At 44.6% G+C, this 22,854-nt stretch carries 14 protein-coding genes and 1 pseudogene; 13 read left to right on the top strand and 2 right to left on the bottom strand.

Going from position 1 to position 22,854, the window contains the following annotated elements:
* Both R7M92_RS23085 and R7M92_RS23080 read left to right on the top strand, forming a co-directional pair.
* Positions 1 to 546: pseudogene (locus R7M92_RS23085) on the top strand (hypothetical protein); the annotation flags it as partial.
* Positions 547 to 558: 12 nt separating this feature from the next.
* On the top strand, positions 559 to 5,175 hold the full coding sequence (locus R7M92_RS23080) for an OmpA family protein (RefSeq protein ID WP_318134407.1): 4,617 nt from the start codon (positions 559 to 561) through the stop codon (positions 5,173 to 5,175).
* Between the two features lie 133 nt (positions 5,176 to 5,308).
* Here the strand turns inward: R7M92_RS23080 and R7M92_RS23075 are convergent, their stop codons facing one another.
* The gene (locus R7M92_RS23075) at positions 5,309 to 6,940 is read right to left on the bottom strand and encodes a sigma-54-dependent Fis family transcriptional regulator (protein ID WP_318134406.1); all 1,632 of its coding nucleotides are present in this window, start codon (positions 6,938 to 6,940) and stop codon (positions 5,309 to 5,311) included.
* A complete protein-coding gene (gene tssH / locus R7M92_RS23070; RefSeq protein ID WP_262596187.1) occupies positions 6,927 to 9,605 on the bottom strand; it encodes a type VI secretion system ATPase TssH in 2,679 nt (892 codons plus the stop codon). Before tssH ends, R7M92_RS23075 begins: the two co-directional genes overlap by 14 nt.
* 456 nt (positions 9,606 to 10,061) lie before the next feature.
* On the opposite strand from tssH, the gene R7M92_RS23065 reads away from it, so the two are divergent.
* The 11 genes from R7M92_RS23065 to tssE all read left to right on the top strand — a co-directional run bounded on the left by R7M92_RS23065 (position 10,062) and on the right by tssE (position 22,851).
* Positions 10,062 to 10,580 (top strand): Hcp family type VI secretion system effector, encoded by a 519-nt coding sequence (locus tag R7M92_RS23065; RefSeq protein ID WP_005373415.1) that lies wholly within the window; start codon positions 10,062 to 10,064, stop codon positions 10,578 to 10,580.
* A gap of 72 nt (positions 10,581 to 10,652) precedes the next feature.
* On the top strand, positions 10,653 to 12,731 hold the full coding sequence (tssI, locus tag R7M92_RS23060) for a type VI secretion system tip protein VgrG (protein ID WP_005373412.1): 2,079 nt from the start codon (positions 10,653 to 10,655) through the stop codon (positions 12,729 to 12,731).
* A gap of 2 nt (positions 12,732 to 12,733) precedes the next feature.
* The gene (locus tag R7M92_RS23055) at positions 12,734 to 13,216 is read left to right on the top strand and encodes a hypothetical protein (RefSeq protein ID WP_025767908.1); all 483 of its coding nucleotides are present in this window, start codon (positions 12,734 to 12,736) and stop codon (positions 13,214 to 13,216) included.
* A gap of 111 nt (positions 13,217 to 13,327) precedes the next feature.
* Positions 13,328 to 14,653 (top strand): hypothetical protein, encoded by a 1,326-nt coding sequence (locus tag R7M92_RS23050; protein ID WP_318134403.1) that lies wholly within the window; start codon positions 13,328 to 13,330, stop codon positions 14,651 to 14,653.
* On the top strand, positions 14,634 to 15,626 hold the full coding sequence (locus R7M92_RS23045) for a DUF2169 domain-containing protein (RefSeq protein WP_262652593.1): 993 nt from the start codon (positions 14,634 to 14,636) through the stop codon (positions 15,624 to 15,626). Before R7M92_RS23050 ends, R7M92_RS23045 begins: the two co-directional genes overlap by 20 nt.
* Complete coding sequence (locus R7M92_RS23040; protein WP_213871402.1) at positions 15,619 to 16,563, top strand: hypothetical protein; 945 nt, start codon at positions 15,619 to 15,621, stop codon at positions 16,561 to 16,563. Before R7M92_RS23045 ends, R7M92_RS23040 begins: the two co-directional genes overlap by 8 nt.
* Before the next feature lie 237 nt (positions 16,564 to 16,800).
* On the top strand, positions 16,801 to 18,801 hold the full coding sequence (locus tag R7M92_RS23035) for a serine/threonine protein kinase (protein ID WP_318134401.1): 2,001 nt from the start codon (positions 16,801 to 16,803) through the stop codon (positions 18,799 to 18,801).
* The gene (tssA, locus tag R7M92_RS23030; RefSeq protein WP_318134399.1) at positions 18,788 to 20,362 is read left to right on the top strand and encodes a type VI secretion system protein TssA; all 1,575 of its coding nucleotides are present in this window, start codon (positions 18,788 to 18,790) and stop codon (positions 20,360 to 20,362) included. The genes R7M92_RS23035 and tssA overlap by 14 nt, the downstream gene beginning before the upstream one ends.
* A gap of 26 nt (positions 20,363 to 20,388) precedes the next feature.
* Complete coding sequence (tssB, locus tag R7M92_RS23025; RefSeq protein ID WP_005373381.1) at positions 20,389 to 20,895, top strand: type VI secretion system contractile sheath small subunit; 507 nt, start codon at positions 20,389 to 20,391, stop codon at positions 20,893 to 20,895.
* An 8-nt stretch (positions 20,896 to 20,903) separates the two neighbouring features.
* A complete protein-coding gene (gene tssC, locus R7M92_RS23020; protein WP_005373378.1) occupies positions 20,904 to 22,379 on the top strand; it encodes a type VI secretion system contractile sheath large subunit in 1,476 nt (491 codons plus the stop codon).
* 61 nt (positions 22,380 to 22,440) lie between these two features.
* Positions 22,441 to 22,851, top strand: coding sequence for a type VI secretion system baseplate subunit TssE (gene tssE / locus R7M92_RS23015; protein ID WP_005373376.1), 411 nt, complete (start codon positions 22,441 to 22,443; stop codon positions 22,849 to 22,851).
* Positions 22,852 to 22,854 lie beyond the last annotated feature (3 nt).

Below are 22,854 nucleotides of genomic sequence, written 5' to 3'. Positions count from 1 at the left end.
AGAAAGTACAATGCCGTTGCAGATTATATCTACTGGCGGGAGGACGGCGGTGCGTTTACTTGCAACACCAAGGATGGCTATCGTTCATTTAATACTCAAGCAACCGACAAAGCCTTACCTTTGGCTAGTAAAGACAGCCGCTACACGTTGCAACTCGGCGTATTAAGTGGCAAGGATGCGCCTACCCCGAGACTGTATAGAGCGCGTCAGGCAGATGAGAGCTCGCCGATTGATGTACTCGCTTACCAGTATAAACCGCCTGTGGAAGGCGATAGTGTTAATGGCTTTTCCCTTTTTGTTCCAACGAGTTTGCAGCCTGACTTCTCTGATTATGATTTACGTCAGGAATTCCCAGCCTTACCAGACCACGCTCAATACAAACAAGCTTTCGCTCGTTATCAGGAAGCACAGCAAGAAAAATGTAAAGAAATAGATTATGGACAATGGACATCACTTGAAATCCGACGTTGCAAGCGCACATGCCAAATTGAAAGACAAGGCGATCATTTTGTGACGGCACACTGTCACTCAAATAAAGCTAAATAAGGAGTAAACTTCATGGCGAAATCAAACCTTAAAGTCAGTGGTGTTTATCTCCTAGGGCAACTTTTTGATGACAAGGGACCAGTACCAAATAGTCGATATTTTCCATTACGTAATGTGTGTTTCGCGCATAAAGACGACCGTGAAACTAGGGCTGTCAGCTATGATGGCGAAGGGCACCAAACTCAAACGCCACCGAAAGCGGCGTTATTGTACAGTGACGAACTCGGGAAAATTACCTATTTCAACGCGCCTAAATCATTAGGTTTGGGACAAGATTTGCCATTGCAAGGGAATCCTGCATCCGCAACAACGTTTGCCTCTGGTCACTCTCGTTTACTATTTTTTCCGCCTTATTTAGCGCCAGTTCACCTTATGAGTGAAGAGGGCAAAGACGGTAAATGGCTGGCGAATTTGTATAATTCGCTTATCTCCGGAGCAAAAGCTAAGCCTAAAGAAAACTATTTCACGAAGGCTAATCAAAGAAATTTTCCCATCACAACTCTATTACCTAGTAAAGAGGTCAGTGATGAACACTATGCTGCTGCTATCGGTAAACTTGAGGAGTCGATGGAGATAGAGCAACTGAATACGCTAAATGCCATTGTTTTACCGCAGACATTTACGATTGTGGTGCATTTCTCTGATGCCAACTTCGTTGACGCAACTGTCACGCTGTCGAATTTTCCTTCGCAGTTGCGTATTAAAGGGGATGCAGAAGGCAGTAATTTAACCGCGGTAAGCAATGTTAAAGAAGTCAAATTCAAAGATATCGACGGTCAAGAAAAGAACATTTACAGCGCTACGTTTTGGGTAATTTCCGATTCGGTGTTTAAACTCGAAGAGACGAACCAGCATTGCCGTTTTGATATTGATCTCTCAACTGTTGCGAACAAAGAATATTGGGACGGCTTTAAAAGTGAACAGTACAGTTTTTGCGAACGAGTATTGCACTTACCAATCTCAACTCCGCTTGGGCGCAGTGCTTTGGTGAACGGTGATCCCATCTCGGTAGAGGAAGCACTGTTTAATCAAGCCCCTCACCTTTACCCTAATTTACTGGAAAAACTGAAACAAAGCCCAACTGATTTGCCTGAAAAACTCGCCAGTGAGCCAAAAAACGCAATTGCTCCCCAGGTATGGCACAGTGTACAAAGCAATAAAGCGTACATTGAAAGTGCAGCCCAAACGATGCAACACAAGTTAAGTTGGCAAACCGTAGCCAAGGTTGCTGCGGCTTCTGTTGGTGGCAGTGCTGATAGCGAAATGAGAAATATTGCGGGTGCGACAGAGGCTTGTTTGTCCGTTATAAGTAAAGCTAATGACCTTTCAGCGAACACGGCCGCATTTGGCCAGAGTCAAATCGATATGATTAAGTTGTTCGGTGACAAAGGCAATATCTTATTTGATAAGTTGAAAGATAAGATCAATTTGATTGAAGTACCTTCGCAGTGGCGTCAGTTATTACAAAATACTCAAATAGCGGAAAAGATCGGTAAAGGTTACACTTTGGCTGATGTCATCATTAAAGGTGGGAACTTAGTAGAGGCTTACAACAAAGACGATAAGGCAAGCAAAAGGCTTGATTCTGTTGTGCTTGAGTACCTTGCGACTGTACAGCAGCCTGGAATGAAATCTTTGGCCAGTATTGGTGATAAGGCACTTTTGGACGCAGAGACTAAGGCACTTGAACAACTCAAAAATCTACTGCCCAAGCTTGGAGACAACGATGAGCTTTCATTAAATACCGAGGTTAAAAAAGGGCGACACATATTCGAATTAAGAAGTACAACGTTTGCTTTTGACCGTAGCGACTCAAATAACCCTGAAGCTAGAGCCAACTTAATTGAATTGGGTGGGATACTATCGCAAATACACCGCCCGATCCCAATTACGATAAAGGGTCACACTTGTTCGCGCGGGTCGATTGAATACAACCAGGCTTTGTCAGAAGAGCGAGCGAGTTATATACGAGAATGTATATTAGAAGGGATTACGTCTAACCAGGCCGTATGGAAAACGTGCATACGTGCCATTGGTCTAGGTGAACGCGATCCGCTTGTCCCCAATGATTCTGAAGATCAACGCCGACGCAATCGTCGCGTCGACTTACTGCTTCATTTTGAAGCAATCTTAGATTACCCAGTTTCTCGCGGTGGACTAACTGTCGTCGAAAAATCCCGTCAAATGATGATTGCTAATGAGATGCAGCTTGACGCGGCCACTTTAGATGCAATAGAACTTGCCCTTGACACGGCCCTTGATGAGGCTTCAGTAACGCCCTTAGGGGCTACTGCTAACTTTGTTTATACGGTAGGCAAGGCAGGATCTTCGCTGTTCTCAAATCTTTATGACTTGATTACTGAAGAAGCAGACACTTTAAAGTTACGAAATAATCTTGAAAAAATACAATACCAAAATATTGTCTCTCAAGAACAAATACTGTCATTTGGTTCAGAAAGTCTCTCTGACGAGATGAAGTCAAGTTATTACAAACGTGCGCATGCGTTGAATGGCTTGAGTCGATTATTGCTTGAACGAAACTATCAAGAGATGTCAGGCGAGTATGTCAACGTCTCGGATGAACATATTGCTGGCTACATTGAACAGTTTTTGCTCAACGATCAGTGGCAACTAAATGAGAATGGGTTTGGTATGGTTCACTTAGACGAGTTCTATATGGATTCGGACTATGCACAAGCTGAGTTATCAATCCTAAAAGCCAGCACTTATTCTGCTTACGCACAACTAGGGGCAAGTATTGCGGGCAGACAGTTGAGCGATTGGTACTCTGACGCTAAGGATAGCGAAAGCCCAAGACCATTTATGGAATACAGCCCAATTCACTACATGGCATCCTCTAATACTCAAGCACTTGTCAAAATGTTCGAAGTTCCCTTCAAAACTGAAGATCTGGAAGCGCTATACAAAGGAGCTAAACAGTCAATATCAGTTAAAACGGCTCGTGACGGAGCACCAAAAAAATGGATAGCAATGGATGAGTTCCTAGCAGAGTATGGGTCTTTGTCACCGTTTGATGAGGTTAGGATTATCGTCGTCTTAGCTAAAGAAGCGGTCGAGTCATTAGAGCCAGAAAAGCGCCGCTTTTTACATCGAGTGGGAATTGAGGTTCAAGCTCGTTGGAATTGGTCGAATTACTCAACTATAGAAGATGCGGTGAAGAAAGGGTCCAAAATCGTCAATAAAAGCTCAGAGTACCTGCGAGATATTAAGCCGATAGTCGATAATTTAAGTTTGACTTCTAAAGAAAAAGCGCTGGTGAGCGAGCAATCTGATGATGAAACCTGGGGCGTCATTATCGAACCGTCTTTTGTTTTTGGAGTCAATAAAATTAAAGGAACAAGACCGTGGATTCCGTCCGGTTCGCTGAAAAACATATATTTGAACCGCTTGTTTGAAGAAGAAAATAGAGAATTACGCACCGGTGAGTTACCTCTACAGTATGAGTATCTTGTGGGCATCAAAGGGTTGAATGATTCATTCGAACCTATTAATTATGACTTTTGGGGTACATGGGGGATTTCTACATTCGATCTTTCATTAAGTCCCTCTCGACTTTATCAATTTGGTAAAAATAAAGACATTAAACATGCTGATCATTTATTAGTTTCAAAAAGCTTCCTGTCAGCGCCAAAACCGGATGCAGATCAAGGTAGTTTCCCTAAAGTGTTTGATGATCCGACCGTTGAACTCCATATAATGCAGCAAGGTCTTGAGGGTAAATACTCTGATTTCGCGCGGTACTACAAAGAAGAGGTTGAGGATTTTGATTGGAGTAAGTGGGTCAATTGCCTAGCGGTCGTTAAGACTAAACACTGTCCTGATACACATTTCAGTAACCTAGGATTTGCGCCTGGTAAAGTGATAGGCGTTGAGGCCAAATTGCGAGCGGTTGAGCTTACCAATAGTATTGATTTTCTACCTGGTGTGTCAGGTGGAACTCACTTCACTTTGGGTAAAGGGGAGTTATATCGAATAGGTACCATCGTTGAAAAAGATAATGAATGGCAGTTTGACGTAATGACCTCACAAAAGCATGGAGCACCATTAAAAACTGAGCTTTCCACTCAGCTTGAGAGCTTACGTCAATCTTTTTCAAGAATGAGTTCGAATGAACTTAAAAGTCATGCTATCACGAACTTTGTTGGATTGCGTCAGAAGACGGATATCTATGCTCAGATTTTCAAGCCTGAATATGTCAATGTATTAGGTTCAAAAGTAGCTGGGCTTAAACCATTTAAGAGAGTTGAGAAGCTAGTTGATAATTTTCACGAATACATTGACCTTCAACTTGAACTTATTGGGCCTATTGGATCAGGTTTACATGCGCAATCAGAAAAATTAAAGCTTAATATACATGCCGTTGACCGTGAAGACATTCCAGTAACGTGGTACAAATGTAAGGATGAGCTCATCAGAGGAGCCGAAGAAATTCTGAAAATAGAGGATAAAAGAGACTTATTTTCGAAACGAGAAATAGCAGAGCGCTACGGAAAAACCTACTCTGATATTTCACCTATTTTAGAATGGTTGGCAGCAGGCGAAGCTAAGCCAAGTAGGCTAAGTGATCGCCAAATTATATTGATAAACAAATGGATTTTAAGTAAATAAAAAAACCGCCTTCGGGCGGTTTTTCTTTTCTTATCAATGGAAACTGAAGTAAGATTTTCTCGCTTCTCGCTTCTCGCTTCTCGCTTCTCGCTTCTCGCTTCTCGCTTCTCGCTTCTCGCTTCTCGCTTCTCGCTTAACCAGCTGCAGAAATATCGTATTTCTTCATCTTATGGTTGAGTGTGCTCATTGGCAGCGCCAATTGCTCAGCGGCTTTCTTCGTGTGCCAATTACAGGCATTTAAGCAATCGATGATCACTGTGCGTTCGTATTGGCTGACAACGTCCTTAAGGCCCATTGAAACGTCTTCTAAATCCGCTTGTGCTTGCTGCTCGTAAGCAGGTTGCTCTGGGGTAGGTGAAGCTGCTTTCATGTCAATACTTGGTACATCTTCTGGGATTTGTTCGCCAAACTCAATGTGAGTAATGGTTTCAAAATCGGACAGTAGCACCGAGCGCTCAATGATGTTCTTAAGCTCACGCACGTTCCCTGGGTATTGGTAGGCAAGGAGCTGTTTACGTACATTGGCACTTAACCCTGGCGCTTGCGGCAAACCTAGCGTGTTGGTTGTGTGTTGCACGAAATGTTCGGCAAGGGGAATAATATCCGATTTGCGTGCTCTCAGTGGTGGTAATGTAATAGGGAAGACATTCAAGCGATAGAACAAGTCGGCACGGAATCCGCCATCTTTAATTTGCTGCATAAGGTTACAGTGCGTTGCCGCGATAACGCGAACGTCCACCTCAATCTCTTTGCTGGTACCGATAGGGCGAACTTTGCGTTCTTGCAGTACACGCAGTAACTTTGCCTGCAGTAGCATTGGCATATCGCCAATTTCATCTAGGAAAAGCGTGCCGCCGTTGGCTGCTTCAAACAAACCGACTTTGTCTTTGTCTGCGCCCGTAAATGAACCTTTCTTATGCCCAAAAAGCTCAGATTCCAATAACTGCTCTGGAATAGCCGCACAGTTCTGAACGATCAAAGGCTGTTCTGAACGATTAGAGTTTTCGTGAATGTATTTCGCGATCACCTCTTTACCAGCGCCCGTTTCACCACGCAACAGAACGTCGACAGGAAGAGATAGCACCTTATCAAGACGATTCAAGACATTGAGCATTTCTTCGCTCTCTGCAATAGGACCTTGATAGGCTTTCTGGGTACGTTTTTTGAGCTGAGTGTTCTCGCGCACTAGGGCTTGATTGTCGGCATTGAGATTTTTTATTACTTGCCCGTATTGCTCTAACCACACTGCTTGGCGAATATTACTCGCAGCCATACGACAAAACTCAGTCAATGCAGCTTCATTGTCGATAACACTTAAATCGAGTAAGACTAACAGTCCAATGGTTTTGCTTTCGCTATCAATCAAAGGCCAAGCCAATAAGTTCTCGCTTTTTAATCCCAGTGTCTGCTCAGTTTGATAGATGCTTTCGCAGTCATAGCCGTTGTACTTATACAACTCGTTAATCAACACCACTTCACCATTACGAATGGCAAAGTTAAATGGATCGTTCTCACTGGCTGAGTCTAACTGTAATGCTTCCCAAGGGTGGGAAACGATAGTTTTATCGTTATGGTGAGCGGTACTTGGAATCAACGCCTGCCCAGTCTGGTCCAAAACGTAAATGATGCCGTGTTTTGCGAGGGTCATTTGTCTCGCAGCGGTCAACACGGCATCCAATGTTTGGGTAAGCTGGCTGCGATCAGCCAAAGATTGGCTGATCGCAAGTAGGGCGTTGCTAAGTTCGCTATGGTTAGCTGAACGCATAGGTCAGTGTTCCTTGCTCATCGACAGAAACTGTGATTTGCGTGTGTGAATCATCCTTATCATGCACCAATAGCTGTGTCGATAGCTGAGGCAGTAACTGACGGTTGATGACCGCGTCGATGTTACGCGCGCCCGTTTCAGCAAGGCGACAGTTACCTAGTACGAACTCAACCAAGCTGTCTTCGTAGCTTAGCGACAACTTGTGATGGCTCTGTAGACGCTGAGAAACTTTATTCAGCTTGTGGTGAATAATTTCTGTCATTGCTTCATCAGACAGCGGAACAAATGGTAGTACTGACATACGTGCCAACAGCGCTGGCTTGAAGTGTTGGTTCAAAGTAGGGCGAATAGCTTCTGCGATGATGTTCGCATCGATGTCTTTTGATTGATGAACCAAAGATTCAATCTCGTGTGTTGCAAGGTTACTGGTCATGATGATCAGCGTGTTCTTGAAGTCGATGGTTCGGCCTTCGCCGTCGTTCAGCGTGCCTTTGTCGAACACTTGGTAGAACAGGTTCAACACTTCAGGGTCGGCTTTTTCCACTTCATCAAGAAGAACAACAGAATATGGACGTTGACGAACCGCTTCTGTCAGCATGCCGCCTTCGCCGTAACCTACGTAACCCGGAGGTGAACCAATTAGGCGAGATACCGTGTGCTTCTCTTGGAACTCAGACATGTTAATGGTCGTCATAAAGCGCTCACCACCAAACATTTGATCAGCAATTGCACGAGCAGTTTCGGTTTTACCCACGCCACTTGGGCCAACCAGCAGGAATACGCCTGTTGGTGCGTCTGGGTTGCCTAAGCCTGCTTTTGCGGTTTGAATGCCTTCAGACAGTGCATCGATAGCGTATTCTTGGCCTTTAATGCTTTGTGTTAGGCTTTCTTTCAGTTTTAGCGTGGTTTCTGCTTCGTCTTGAAGCATCTTACCCATTGGAATACCAGTCCAGTCCGAGATCACATGGCTGACTTCATCTGGGCCCACTTCAAAGTGAACCAGTGGGTTGCCATTGCGGATTACATCTAGCTGTTCTTGGCAGGCCGAAATTGCAATGCGAACGGCTTCTTCATCCATCTCTGCATATGGAGAAACGTCTTGCTCTTGTTCTGAATCTTCTTCTGCAACAAGCTCTTCTTCGTTTGTTTCGCCAAACACCAGTTCATGCAAGCGAGAGCGTAGAGCAATCATCTCTTGGATCTGCTCTTTTTCTTTGTGCCATTGCGCTTCTTGTTCTGCTAGCTCTTCTTTCGTTGCTTCCATTGCCAGTTTTAGATCTGGAATGTTAGCAAGGCTGTGCTTGTCGCCAGTTTGCTGCAGAGCGTCACGCTCAAGAGCTTCTAGCTCGCGCTGTTGAGCTGCAAGTTCTTGCTGCAGAGTCTCAACAGAAGCAGGAATGGCATTAAGGCTGATGTTCACTCGTGCACACGCCGTATCTAGTACATCGATCGCTTTGTCTGGCAGTTGACGGCCAGAGATGTAACGAGCAGAAAGTGCTGCTGCAGCAGTGATCGCGTCATCACGCACGTAAACATTATGTGATTTTTCATAAGCAGGGCGCAGACCACGAATGATCAATGCTGCTTGTTCAGGAGATGGTTCGTCGAGTTTCACCAATTGGAAACGACGTGCAAGGGCAGGATCTTTCTCGAAGTACTTCTTGTATTCCGACCATGTTGTCGCAGCGATGGTTTTCACTTCACCACGCGCTAGGGCTGGTTTTAGCAAGTTTGCCGCGTCGCTGCCGCCTGCTTGGTTACCACCGCCAACAAGGGTGTGTGCTTCATCGATGAATAGAATGATTGGAGTTGGCGAGTTTTTCACTTCATCCAATACTGCGTTTAGGCGTTTTTCGAATTCGCCTTTTACGCTTGCACCAGCTTGCAGAAGACCCATGTCCAGGCCGTAAAGCTCAACACCTTTGAGGTTGTCTGGTACGTCACCTTGTACAATCTTAAGTGCCAAACCTTCTACTACTGCGGTTTTACCAACGCCCGGTTCACCAACAGCAATAGGGTTGTTTTTACGGCGACGAGCAAGAATGTCCACGATTTGGCGGATTTCTTGGTCGCGGCAGAAAACAGGGTCGATTTCGCCTTTGCGTGCTTTACCAGTGAAGTCGGTTGTGAACTTGCTCAGTGCTGAGCCATCCTCACGAGCTTGTGTTTTCTCTGAAGTAGCAACTTGCGCCTCAATAGAGTGGCTTGTTAGCTCTGCAAAGTTACGCTTAAGGCTGTCAGGGTTTACCGCTTCAAGGATAGAGGCGTAACCATGTTGGCCGTAACGGAGAGGGTTGCTAACAAGAGTAAGGAGTAAGGCACCAGAGCGGATTTGCGTTTCGGATAGATCTAAAGAAGAAACCAGCCAGCTTTCTTGCAACCATTCGATTAATAAAGCAGAAAAAACAGGTTTGCTGCCATTTCCTTTGGCGTTGGTGTCGAGTGTGGATCGAACCGATTGTCTTAATAAGTTCTCAGAACAATCAAAATGACTTAATAATACGTCAAAATCACTATTTGGCCTTTCTAATAGACTCAGTAAATAATGCTCAATTTGAACTTCGTTTGCTTTTTCAGAGACTGCAAGTGCAGCGGCGTCTTCTAATGCTACTTTTGCAATCGGGTGTAGACGCTGAATTAATGAAGAAAGGTTTATATTTATCATAGCCATTTTATTCTTTAGAGGAAAAGAGGTAGCGGCTATTATACTAAAAGTAATTGCGTTCTTTTTTTATCAAGATATTTTGACTATCGTTTGTTGGTTATTTTTAATGATTATTGTGACATTAATGTTTGTGGTTATTTTAATGGCGTTGTTATTCTAAATTAATTGATAGTAAAAGTGTCGGATTTATTAGTTTTAATGACTTTATTTACACGGTTTTATATGGTTATTTTCACTTTTTAAAGTTAGAACAATTTATTATTATCTTAATCCAACTTTTTGGTTTTTTATCCAATAAATTGTACTCAAGATATTAGTGAATAATGTCTTAATTTGATTAAGTCGTTGTTTTTGCTGTGTTTTTAAAGTTGGCACGGACTTTGATTATACCAAGTAGTCGCGGTGATAAGCGATTTGGTGATTTAAACAAAACAGATTTTAGAAAAGGAAATAGCGATGCCAACTCCAGCATATATGTCTATCCAAGGTGAGACTCAAGGCCATATTACTAAAGATACTTACTCTGCAGATTCAGTAGGTAACACATGGCAAGAAGCTCACGTTGATGAGTTCCTAGTACAAGAGCTTGATCACGTGCTAACAGTTCCACGTGATCCACAAAGTGGTCAGCCAACGGGTCAACGTGTACACCGTCCACTTGTTGTAACTAAAGTTCAAGATCGCTCATCTCCACTACTATTCAACGCACTAGTATCTGGCGAAAAACTTCCTGAGTGTGTGATCCGCTTCTACCGTACTTCAGTTCAAGGTAAACAAGAGCACTACTACTCAATCAAATTGATTGATGCGCTACTTGTCGATATCCAAACTCGTATGAACCACTGTCAAGACGCAGCAACAGCTGACCGCGTGACAGAAGAAGTGCTTAAGTTCACTTACCGTGCGATCGAAGTAACTCACGAAAACTGTGGTACTGCGGGTAACGACGACTGGCGTGCTCCACGCGAAGCTTAATTGCTCGTCGCGTAAAGATTCAGGGCCAACGATTGTTGGCCCTAATTCGATTATTTGTATCAGGTAAAAGATATGGTGAATGACGTAGAATTTAAATTTGAAGTACCTGGATGTGGGCATGAATTTCGGGTTGAGAGCTTTCATGTTCATGAAGAGTTATCTAAGCCTTTCCACATCAATCTCTCATTACTTTCACTTGATCCAGATATCTCGTTCGATGAGTTAATACGTAAAGCAGGAACGTTGACACTTTACGGACAAGGTGTTGGGGCTGCGCGCGTGTTCAACGGCGTGGTGAATGAAGTTCGTTACTTAGGGACTGGACGTCGTTTTTCTCGTTATCAATTAGTCTTGGTTCCTCAAGCTTGGTTCTTATCTCAGCGCCAAGATTGTCGTATTTTCCAGCAAAAGTCAGCGCAAGACATCATCACAGAAGTACTCGATGATGGGGCAGTCACCGATTACCGATTTGAAGTGTCGGGTACTTATCCTCCAAAAGAATACGTTCTGCAATACCGTGAGTCTGACTTGCACTTCGTGCAGCGTATGATGGCTGAACACGGTATGTGGTATTACTTTGACCATAGCGATTCAAATCATACGATGGTCATTGTCGACAGTAATGACGCGATTGCACCTTTGATAAGCTCGCCACTAAATGCTTCTTACATTGGGCCGATTGTTTATCATGCCGATGGTGGCGGTGTTGCCGATCGCGAACATATCTCTGATCTCGAGTTAGTTAACCGCGTTAGAACGGGACAGGTTACGTACACAGATTACAACTACGAACACCCTAAAATTCCACAAGAGATGACACAGGCTGGCGAGCTAGACCAAGATCTCAAGCAGTTTGATTATCCTGGACGATACGTTGACCCGCTGATGGGTCAGGTGAGAACCACGGAGTGGATGTCGGAACACATAGTCGATAATCAACAAGTGGAAGCAACGAGTGACGTAATGCGCTTAGCATCTGGTTACAGCTTTAACGTCAGTGACCACCCGCGTTCTGAGATTAACCGCGATTACCTCATGTTGTCTGTAATGCACACAGGTCAAGATCCGCAAGTGCATGAAGATGAAGCGAGTGGTATGCCAACCACTTACTACAACCAGTTCTCGTGTATTCCACGTGATGTGGTGTTTAAAGCGCCTAAACTAGCGGCACCAGTAGTGGATGGCCCTCAAACGGCGGTCGTTGTAGGACCAGAAGGTGAAGAGATTTACACCGACAAGCTTGGTCGAGTGAAAGTACAGTTCCATTGGGATCGCTACGGTGATAACAACGAGCATTCAAGCTGTTGGATTCGTGTAAGCCAATCCATGGCGGCGCCAACATGGGGCGCAGTTTATTTGCCGCGTATTGGCCACGAAGTCGTAGTAACTTTCCTTGAGGGGGACCCAGATCGTCCGTTAGTTACGGGCGCAGTTTACAACGGTTTGCATTTCCCACCGTACTCTTTGCCAGAAAACAAAACTCGTACCACGTTCCGCACGCAAACGCACAAAGGAACAGGTTACAACGAGTTGAGTTTTGAAGACGAAGCGAACCAAGAAGAAGTCTATATTCACGCTCAAAAAGACATGTCGACCAAGGTGCTCAACAACCGTTACCGTGATATCGGTCAAGATGAATTCTTGAAGGTTGCACGTCACCAAACGAATGAAGTTCATGGTGACCATAAAGAAACCATTCATGGGCATAAAACGACACAGGTAAACAGTACGTTTACGGAGACAGTCGAGCAAGACGTTACCGTTACATACAACGCGAACGAAGCCCAGTATGTGAAAAACAATTCTGACTTAGAAATTGGTGATAACCGTACGACTAAGATCGGTAAAAATGATGACTTAGATATTGGCGAAAACAGTAACCTTACTATCGGTGCGTCTAAGAGTTCAGATATTGGTGCGGATGATAACCAGACGGTTGGTGGCAACTTAACGGTATCAGTGAAAGGGAACACCGCTTATAAAGCTGATGGTGCAACGCAAATTATCAGTGGCGACAAGATTGTATTGAAAACGGGTGGTTCCTCTTTAGTGATGAACAGTGATGGTTCAATAAAGTTATCAGGCTCGGCTATTACGATCGAAGGCAGTGACAAAGTCGTCGTGAAAGGTGGCAACGTAGTGGTTAACTAACAATGGAAAAACAACCTCTTACAACAGAAGTAATATCAGAGCAGCAAGCCGAATCAACGGCTTGCTTTTCGCGTTTTGGAAGAATAGTGGCTATCAATGAGTCTACGGGCAGTGTGCGAGTTGATTTTGATGGTAACCCATTTAAGCAGCCACTCACTGCGAGACTAGGACGTGGCTTTCGTCGTTCTGAGCTGCAAATGGCTATCGATAATCGATTAAGTTGTCGAGTTGAATTTTTGAACGACGACTTAAGCTTGCCTCTTGTGACGGACATTTTCTTCTCCATTCTGGATGACTCTGACGAGTTTGTATTGCGAGCGAAGAAGATGGTTATCGAGACAGAACAAGAGTTGGTAGTCAAAAGTGGTGAGACAGAAACTCGCTATAGCGGGCGCGATGGACGAATTACCACTAAAGCAAAGTACGTCACTTCTCAAGCAGAAAAAGCACAAAAAATTCAAGGCGGAACGATCGCAATTAACTAATTACCTCGCGTTAGCTAATGGTTTTGTGTTAACAAGTCACGCCGAGTGAGCTAATTACTTCGAGTTAACTAATTGCAATCGCGTTATGGCACGCTAATAACGGATAACTAGATGCGACAAAGAATCGGTGTCGAGCACCTAAAGGCACCCATAACCAATCAAGAAGTCGAAGGCGCGTTAGCAAAAGCTGATCGCGCTGTGAATGACCTTTCCCAGTTGCCAGTAACATGGCTGGATTTCTGTAATGAAAAGCTGTCCATTGCTTCTGAAAGTATCGGGTTTTTAATCAGGCAGCGAGTTCAAATTCACAAAAGGGGGTATCCAAGTCGTGAGTTGGCGTATCTCAAGCTGATTGAACGCCAAATTGAAGAACTGAAGCAGGTGTACTTGTCGTTTTATCGCTTAGCACCGGGGTTGATTCATCAATTAAGAAGCAAAGAGCCAGAAATCTACAGCTGGCTGATGCTACAAGGCGAGTTGGGCTTAGAGTTGGATAACCTTTTGTGCGGCTTGAGTTTACTCGAAGATATTGACGTTAAAACCGCAATGGTCATCGCCGTACAATCTCCGGTTGAATCTATGGATAGCACGCTTTCGGAGCTTATTGAGGGTAATGCGACATCCGGTGCGTTTTACTTTGAATGCTTACGTGTACGTCAAACATTAAGTGTTTCTCTCATCAAGCGTTGGAACAAAGCCAGTATCATTAGCTCTCATGTTGCTTTGCCACTGCTCGCTTTACAAGACGTGAAAGAGGGGATTGATTGGCTCAATGACAATGCAGGCAGCGAACAATATCTATTTGAACGTTTGATTACCAAACGTGACAGAGGCACTTGGTTCCGTCAGTGCTTTGGCATCGAACCAAATAGATTACCATCAGCGCAAGTGCTCACTTACGCCAAGTTGCTTGAGTTAAAAGAGTTTGAGGCGTTTGATATCTCTTCTTCATTAGCACCTGTTGATTTTGCGCTGAGTGGTGATTGGAAACTGGTGCCCCAAATCATCGAGCACTTGGAAAGCCTGGAGGAAGCTGAAGCTGAGGGTGAAATTTGGCTTCAAGCCTTGTATGTCGTCTACGGAAAGCTTCTTCCTCTGACTCCGCAAGATGTTGGTGTCGAGTATGAATGGGAAGAGATCGTCGATCTGCTCAATGAGTGGGTGGAAGATGAAAAATATATCCAAAATCTACCAAGCCGCTTGGGTTACGCATTGAGCTTCGAGTCTACGTTAGCTGCGATGCAAGATTCTAACGTTGATGTGCTGTTCCGCGACTGGCTATGGCGCCAAATCTGTATTCAATCCAGAGCCTACGTGCCTTGGGATATGGCAATGCCGATTCATCAACAAGACTGGAACTTTAACAATTTAAAGGCCGCACCTTCTGCGAGCGAACGATTCAACTTAAGGAATAGCAATGCAGTTATGGGATATTGAGGCGCACCCTGAGCTATCACTTAAAGGTCGTTTTCAACGTGACGAAAACGGCGATGAAGTGTGGGTTGTGGTCGCCAAACGCACATGGCAATTCGATGGTGTGGTTTGGCACGAATTAGGTGAAAGTGAAATCTTCGATGATCCCCAATATTTGGGCGAAGAAGGCTTCTCTGCGATGAAAGTTGACCACGAATTCGCGTATACCAAAGACAATACAGATGTACTTGTTTACGGTAAAGCGCGCAGTTACGCGAAAAAGCCAGTGACATACCAAGAGTGTCGCGTGTTGATTGATGGTCATATCGATAAGACTCTCGCTATTCACGGGGAACGCGTATGGGTTGAGCATGCTGGCAGTATCACGCTGAGCAATCCAGTCCCATTTATTGAAAAAGACATTGATTACACTTGCGCGGTAGGCGGTGATTTACGTAACCGAATAGGTGGTGGGGTTGCCGACTCCAACAAAGAATTGCTTGAACAGAAAGTACCCTCGATTTTTTATCCCCGAGAGGACTGGAGTGCCGCCGCGAAAAAACTACGCGTTGCGGGGTTCGGGCCAGTGCCTCCGTTCTTTGAGTCGCGCCAGAAGCTGGCCGGCACGTTCGATGACGATTGGATTGAGAATCGCAAGCCAATGTTGCCACTCGATTTTGATAAGCGGTTCTTCCAAAGCGCGCCTATTGATCAACAGTGCAAAGGCTTCCTTCGTGGGGGGGAGCGTTTGATGATGAGTGGCTTTTGTCATGATGACACGCTTTCATTTCGAATTCCTAAAGAAAAATACCGTGCGATCGCGACGTTCAAAGATCAAAGTTATCAAGCTGATATGGCGATGTACACCTTATTCGTTGATGCAGAAAAGACAACTATATCAATCAGTTACACCGCTGCGTTTCCTTGTCAGGGCAAGGAGCATTTGTTGGTGTCGACATCCATCACTAAGTTGGAAGAGGTAAGCGAGCATGCATAATTCAACAGGCCGTTACGTGCTAGGGATGGAAGTGATGACGCCAACCGGTATGAATTTAGATATTGCTAGTGCAGTTTCGTATGCTGACTTAGGAAGATTCGACCAATGTGTAGGGGATGATGGTATCGAGCGTTTTACTTACGCCAAAATCGAATACACCAAAGAAAGTGAGCAGTTTGAGAAAACGTGTGAGTTAATCACCCACTTGCTTGATTCATTGTTAGCACAGTTACCACGTTCATTGAGACCAATACCTTTGCTTATAGCGGTGCCTGCGTCTGTTTCACTAGTAAAGGTGCAAGAATGGCTTGGTGAAAGTAACTATGCTGAATTTCTCTCTGTGGTGAATGCTGTTCATGCCAGTGGGCCTAGTTTCGTTCTCCAGGCCATGAAATCATTGGATAAATATGATGCTATGATGTGTATCAGTGTCGATTCCTTGGTGAGTTCGATGCAAACACTCATCGACGATACGATGGTAATGAGTACCAATAATCCATGGGGCGTTATTCCGAGTGAGGGTGGGGCGGGTTTAATTCTTTGTCGAAGAAATACCGTAGAAACATTGAAACTTAAGCCTCAAGCGCAGCTTGGCTACATTGATACGGAATTAAACACTTCAGACCGAAGAGGCATGTTTCGACTTGTTCAACGTGCGAGTAAAAAGCTCGATTCATTTGGTGAAGTGTATTCCGATATGACGAACCTGCGCATGCATTCGGAAGATTACGGTTTTGCTCTGGGGGCGAAAGCAGAACGATTCACGAACCCAGAACAACCGCAGCTTATCAATGAGTTGTGGGGCACGATGGGCAGTTGTTCTTCTCTCGCTTTAATTGCCTTTGCGGTCAGAGAGCACCACTTTAAGCAACCAACTACGTTGTTAATGTTCGACTTTCATGGTGACAAAGGAGTTCTCCAATTACTGCAATGTTAGTGGGCACTCATCGATCAAATGGCAATGAAAATATACTCATATTATTAGGTTGAAGTTTGTAACACGAAAAAGCGTATAACTCATGCAGTGAAAGCGTAAGTAAAAAGGTCTAATAAGTTAGTAATAATAACTAAAATAATAGGCTTACTGTTTGTTTTAAATACCAACCTTGATACAAGTACGTTCAAGAAAATATTATTCAACTCTAATAATATTTATTCTATGAAAGAGTACTAAGTGTCTAATAATCAGAGTACAGCCAAAGGATATATCGATCAGTTGGTTGTTAAAGCTATTGAGAAAAAGAAACTGAATGAGCAAAGGCTAGCAGAAAAAAATAAGCCGAAGCTTGAGTACGTGCTTTTTTCACAGTTTGATGTATTAGACAAGCTTCCTTCTAAAAATGGTAAGACAACGGTTTACCATCTTGCAAAAAAAGGGCAGCCAGAGAAGCAAATCTGTTGCAAAGTTATCAATGATGACTCGCCAGAATTTGCGAGCAAAATGTTGATTAACGAAGCGAGCAGGCTGGAGCTTTCTCAACACCCTAGCGTTGCTAACTTTGTAAAAATCGGCAACGAATTCGAACGCCCATATTTGATGTACGAGTGGATCCAAGGTGAATCACTGGCAGAAAAAATGGAGCGTCATTCTTCTAAAGGCTTCCGCCACGACCACATCGCTTGGTTGGTGTATCAACTCGCTGGCGCTCTAGAGTTTATGCATACAAGAGGTATCTGCCATCTAGATATTAAACCATCTAACGTATTAGTGAGTGAAGGCGATTACGTTAAGCTCATTGATTTCGGCGCTGCTCGTTACATTGGAGAGACAGAACCTTACGCAGAAGCAAGCTTGAGCTACGCTTCCCCTCTTTATATAGAAACTGGCATCGCGGAACCGCAAGATGATGTTTACTCTCTCGCTTTGCTCGCTGGACATCTATTTTTAGGCTCAATATTTGGTGATGCTTGGAATAAGCAGTTAAAAGACCGAAAGCGTCCGGCTTTGATCCCGGCTCATATTTGGAAATTGCTGAAAGAAGTCATTAACAAACCAAGAGGGCATGGCTATACCGCTATTTCTTTTGCTCAACAGTTAGCGCGAATCGATACGCAATCAATTAGCTCCAATTCTAACGCACCAATTTTCAGTAGCTTGCGTAACGCGGATTTGCTGCTTACACACTGTAAGCCAAATGATAAAACGGCGTACGGTCGTTTTAAAATATTAGAGGCGAGCTTAGTGCTGAGTGTGCTGGCAACAGCAGGAAGTTATTTATATCAACAGAATAAAGATCAATTGGATGCCATTTTTTCCCAAGGAGTCGCTCCTGTAACTCACGTTATTACGCCCTCTGAAACGGCTTCTTTTTTGGCTCAGCCTCCATGGAAAATCAAAGAAGAATTGTCTCAAGCTACTCAGAGTATTGATATGACAGAAGCTTATCGAACAGCATATCAAGCTCAGCAGTTAAGCCTCTCGAATTTATATGAAGAAAAACAGGCTCAGTTAACGTCGTATCAATCGTTAGCGGATGGCTTACCAATGGCATTAGTCGAGTTACGTAAGGAGCTTGTCACCTTGCGAGAAACCCTTGTTCGTGACGGTGCTCTGTTTCCATATGCGGATGAGGCGTTGACTAAAGTGATGTCTGGATTAAATGTCGCGTCTATCGATTCCATGAAAGTATCTTCCATAGCTGGCAGTCGAGATAAGCAGATTGCTCGCTTAATTTTAGATGGTGAAGCTAAGCTCGCAGAAAATGAAATGAAAGAGGCATGGCTGTTAAACCAGTCACAAGCCTATTTCTACAACCAAATCTTACCAAAGACTGTGATGGAAAATATTAATGACTCCATCGATAAACATGCAGAGGCCCACTTTTACACCAAAGCAATTGAAGAAGCTGAATTAGCCAAAGCCTACTTCGGTAATACGCCAGAACTAGACAAAAAAATAAAGGATTTAATCGTCGCAAGAAGCGAATTTATTTTGTTTAGCACCGTGATGGAGCAATCCGTTTACGACAAACAAAAGCTACATGAATCCCTTGCCGATTTAGAACGGAATGCACCAAGTAAATTTACAGAAATCACGAAAATTCTAGATAGCATGGCGTCGGATGCGATAGAGCAGAGCCATCGATTATCTAAGCCAGCAAATGGCGCAATTGCGGTAGCGCGTGCGTTGAGAGATTACTTGACTGAAGGAGACGTGAATTTTGTCCAACATTGATATCGATCGTCTGCTTAATCCTATTTCTGATGAATCTCCAGTGGGTAACGATGCCCGTTACGAGTTTTGCTATGAAATGATGGAATCCGAAGTGAAGAAATTCGGTTCCTTGTTTGGCGAAACAGTAGATTGGAGCGTAGTAAAAACGCACGCGACTGAAGTTCTAGAGCACCACAGTAAAGACTTAAAAGCCATTTGTTACCTCGTTCGCGCGCTAACAGAAGAGTTTGGTCTGCAAGGCTTTGAACAAGGTCTAAAGCTGCTTAGTGAGGCGTTAAGTCGCTTTGGCGTTGAATTGTATCCTTCCCGAAAGCGGGGTCGAGATGGCGCGGTCGAATGGTTGAACCATCAGTTTAAACTGGTCAGCAGCAAGTTAGCGGAAAGCGCTCAGTCATGGGATTTGGTATCAAACTGCATTTCGACTATTGAAGAAGTGCAGCGTCAATACGACGAGGTTTATCAAGACTCAGAAGCGGATTTCTTTGAGATTCGCACTCAACTCAATGTTTTATCTCAACAAGCGGCGGCTGATGAGCAGAGCGATGATGCAGTCGTTAACGTCGAACAAGCGGCGCCTGCACCAGCTACGCAGCCTGCTGCCGCAGAAACGCCAGCGCAGAGTGAAGTGCAAACCGCACCGGTGAAGGCGGTTCCGCCGGCCCCTAAACCTGCGCCAGTTAAGAAAGCGGTAGCAAAAGAAGTCGATGTCGATACGGACTTCTCTTCGCCGACGGCTTCTAAGCGCACCTTGAGGAAGGTTGCGGAAGTCATGCTTCATGCGAACCCAAGTGATCCGCTGGCTTACCGGATTTATCGTCATCTGACTTGGGATGACATTGATGGTCTACCCGACCACCAAAATAATCAAACGCCTTTGAGCTTGGCAGTGTCGTCCGATCAACAAGCGGAATACCGAGATAAAGCTGACCAAGAAAGCGACATCGACACCATTAAGCGTTTGGAGCGCACATTAACGGATGCGCCGTTTTGGCTGACGGGCCATTACTTCGTGTATTCGATGCTTAATAACTTGGGCTTTGATGATGCAGCGCTTGCTGTGAAACAAGAAGTGACGCGTTTTGTTGAATCGCTAGAGGGCATCGAGCACCTCTCATTTAAGAATTCTATACCATTTGCAGATGAAGCGACCTTGAGCTGGTTATCGACTCAAGATACTACTTCTTCGACTTCTCAACCCGTTGTTCAAACGGTTGTAATTTCGCAGGAAGACTCGCTGCCAATGGAGGATATCACTCTAGAAAATCTAGGGGAATGTGCCGCAGAGCTTGCCCGCAAACTTGAGCTGGATAGCTCGGGACGTGGGCAGTTCATGCTGTATTTACAATTGATAGCAGCTTACCAGTCTGTTGGATTATACCCGTTGTGTTTGCCGTATCTTGAGAAGGGGTGGGAAGTACAAAAAGCGTTTAATCTCGCGAGCTGGGAACCCCACTTATCGTCACAGTTAGAAGACCTAATTCGAAAAACACTCCATCGGTTATTTGGAAGCAAGGATCTTCTACCTGAGAAGTATGAAGAGTGGAAAGCAATTTACGACTAATTAAAGAGTTAGATAAGGAACGAATTATGTCACGTGACGGCTCGGTGGCTCCTAAAGAGCGAATTAATATCCGTTATGTTCCAGCAACTGGCGATACGCAAGAAGACGTAGAGCTGCCGCTAAGCATGATGGTAGTTGGCGACTTTACTGCGCGTGCAGATGAGACACCAATTGAAGAACGTACTCCAATTAACATCGACAAAGACAACTTTAACGAAGTGCTAGAGGGCATGTCTCCAAACGTTAAAGTCAACGTTGAAAACCGTCTTTCTGATGAAGAAGGCGGCCAGATTGGTGTTGATCTGACGTTCCAAAATATGAAGGACTTCTCTCCTGAAGCGATCGCGAAAAGTGTACCTGAACTAAACAGCCTACTTGAGCTTCGCGAAGCCTTGGTTGCACTGAAAGGTCCTCTAGGAAATGTTCCTGCGTTCCGTAAGAAGATCGCATCGGTTCTTCAAGATGAAGAAGCGAGAAAGAAACTGTTGGATGAACTAAGCATTGGCAACGACCAAGACGCGAAAGAAGAGTAAGGGATATCATGTCTGCAGAAGCACAAGCGCCAGAACAAGAAGCAGCCTTAGTGGAATCAGGCTCACTTCTGGATAGCATTCTTAACGAAACACGTTTAAAGCCAAGTGATGAAGGTTTTGACGTTGCAAAACGCGGCGTAGAAGCATTCATCAGTGAGCTACTAAGCAGTTCGAACACAGAGAAAGTCGACCAATCTCTGGTTGATCTGATGATCTCTGAAATCGACCAAAAATTGTCTAAGCAAGTTGATGCAATTCTTCATAACGAAGAAGTTCAAGCGATTGAATCAACGTGGCGTGGCCTTAAGTACCTGGTTGATCACACTGACTTCCGCGAGAACATTCAAATCGAACTGATCTCTGCGAAGAAAGACGAAGTTCTTGATGACTTCGAAGACGCTCCAGAGGTGGTGAAGTCTGGCCTGTACAAGCAAATCTACACACGTGAATACGGGCAGTTCGGTGGTAAACCTGTTGGCGCCGTCATTTGTGATTACGCTATGTCAGCTTCGTCGCCTGACATCAAATTGATGGAATACATGGCTAACGTAGGTGCAATGTCTCACGCACCATTCATCACGTCTGCATCGGCTAAATTCTTTGGCCTAGACAGCTACGAAGAGCTGCCAAACCTAAAAGATCTGAAGTCTGTATTTGAAGGTCCACAGTACGCGAAATGGCGTGGTCTGCGTGAGCACGAAGATGCACGTTACCTAGGTCTATGTACATCTCGCTTTATGCTACGTACGCCTTACTCTGTTGAAGACAACCCAATTAAGGCGTTTGACTACGATGAGCAAGTGACAGACAGCCATGATAACTACCTATGGGGTAACTCAGCGTACGCGATGGCGTCTAAGATCAGTGAATCATTTGCTAAGTACCGTTGGTGTCCGAACATTATTGGCCCTCAAAGCGGTGGTACTGTACAAGATCTACCTGTTTACAACTTTGAAGCTATGGGTCAAATCGAGACTAAGATCCCAACCGAGATCCTGGTTTCTGACCGTCGTGAGTACGAGCTAGCGGAAGAAGGCTTCATTGCGCTAACCATGCGTAAAGGTTCTGACAACGCGGCGTTCTTCTCTGCAAACTCTGTTCAAAAGCCGAAAGTGTTTGCGAATACGCCGGAAGGCAAACAAGCAGAGATGAACTACAAGCTAGGTACTCAGCTTCCTTACATGTTCATTATCAACCGTTTAGCGCACTACATCAAAGTGCTACAGCGTGAGCAAATTGGTTCTTGGAAAGAGCGTTCTGACCTAGAAATCGAATTGAACAAGTGGATTCGTCAATACGTTTCTGACCAAGAGAACCCGCCAGCGGAAGTTCGTGGTCGCCGCCCACTTCGCGCTGCGAAGGTTGAAGTATCAGACGTAGAAGGCGATCCAGGCTGGTACAAAGTATCGATGTCTGTACGTCCTCACTTCAAGTACATGGGCGCAAGCTTCGACTTGTCTCTAGTTGGTAAGCTAGACCAATAACCCATTACTGAAACCATCAAGCAGCCAGTGAAGACTGGCTGCTTTTTTCGTAGGATCGCATATGGAAAAAGGTTACCGTCTTTTAGAGCGGATCGAGCTAGGAGAACCAAAAAACTGCTACGAGAAAGTGGTGTCTCATAAGCATTTGATTGAATCCATTCACTCGCATCTCGCTGACTTGTTGAATACGCATTCCGGCAACGCAATGATCGACAATGAGTATGGTCTGCCAGATTTTAACGACGTACTTTCTAACAACACGAACCTCGTTCGCCATATTCAAAAAAACATCACGTCAACCATAGAACGCTTTGAGCCCCGACTGCTGAATGTCGAGGTTCACTACCGTGAAGACCACCATAATCCATTACAACTCGGCTTTGGTATTCGCGGCGAAGTTTCCCATAACGGCGGTAAAGTCCCAATGTCGATCGATGTCTACATGGGAACCGACGGCCAATTTAACGTTTAGTAG

It is taken from the genome of Vibrio sp. Vb2880, assembly GCF_033337975.1.
Lineage (GTDB): Bacteria > Pseudomonadota > Gammaproteobacteria > Enterobacterales > Vibrionaceae > Vibrio > Vibrio alginolyticus.
Note: the sequence above shows the minus strand (reverse complement) of the source record. Positions and strands in the feature narration are given on the sequence as shown.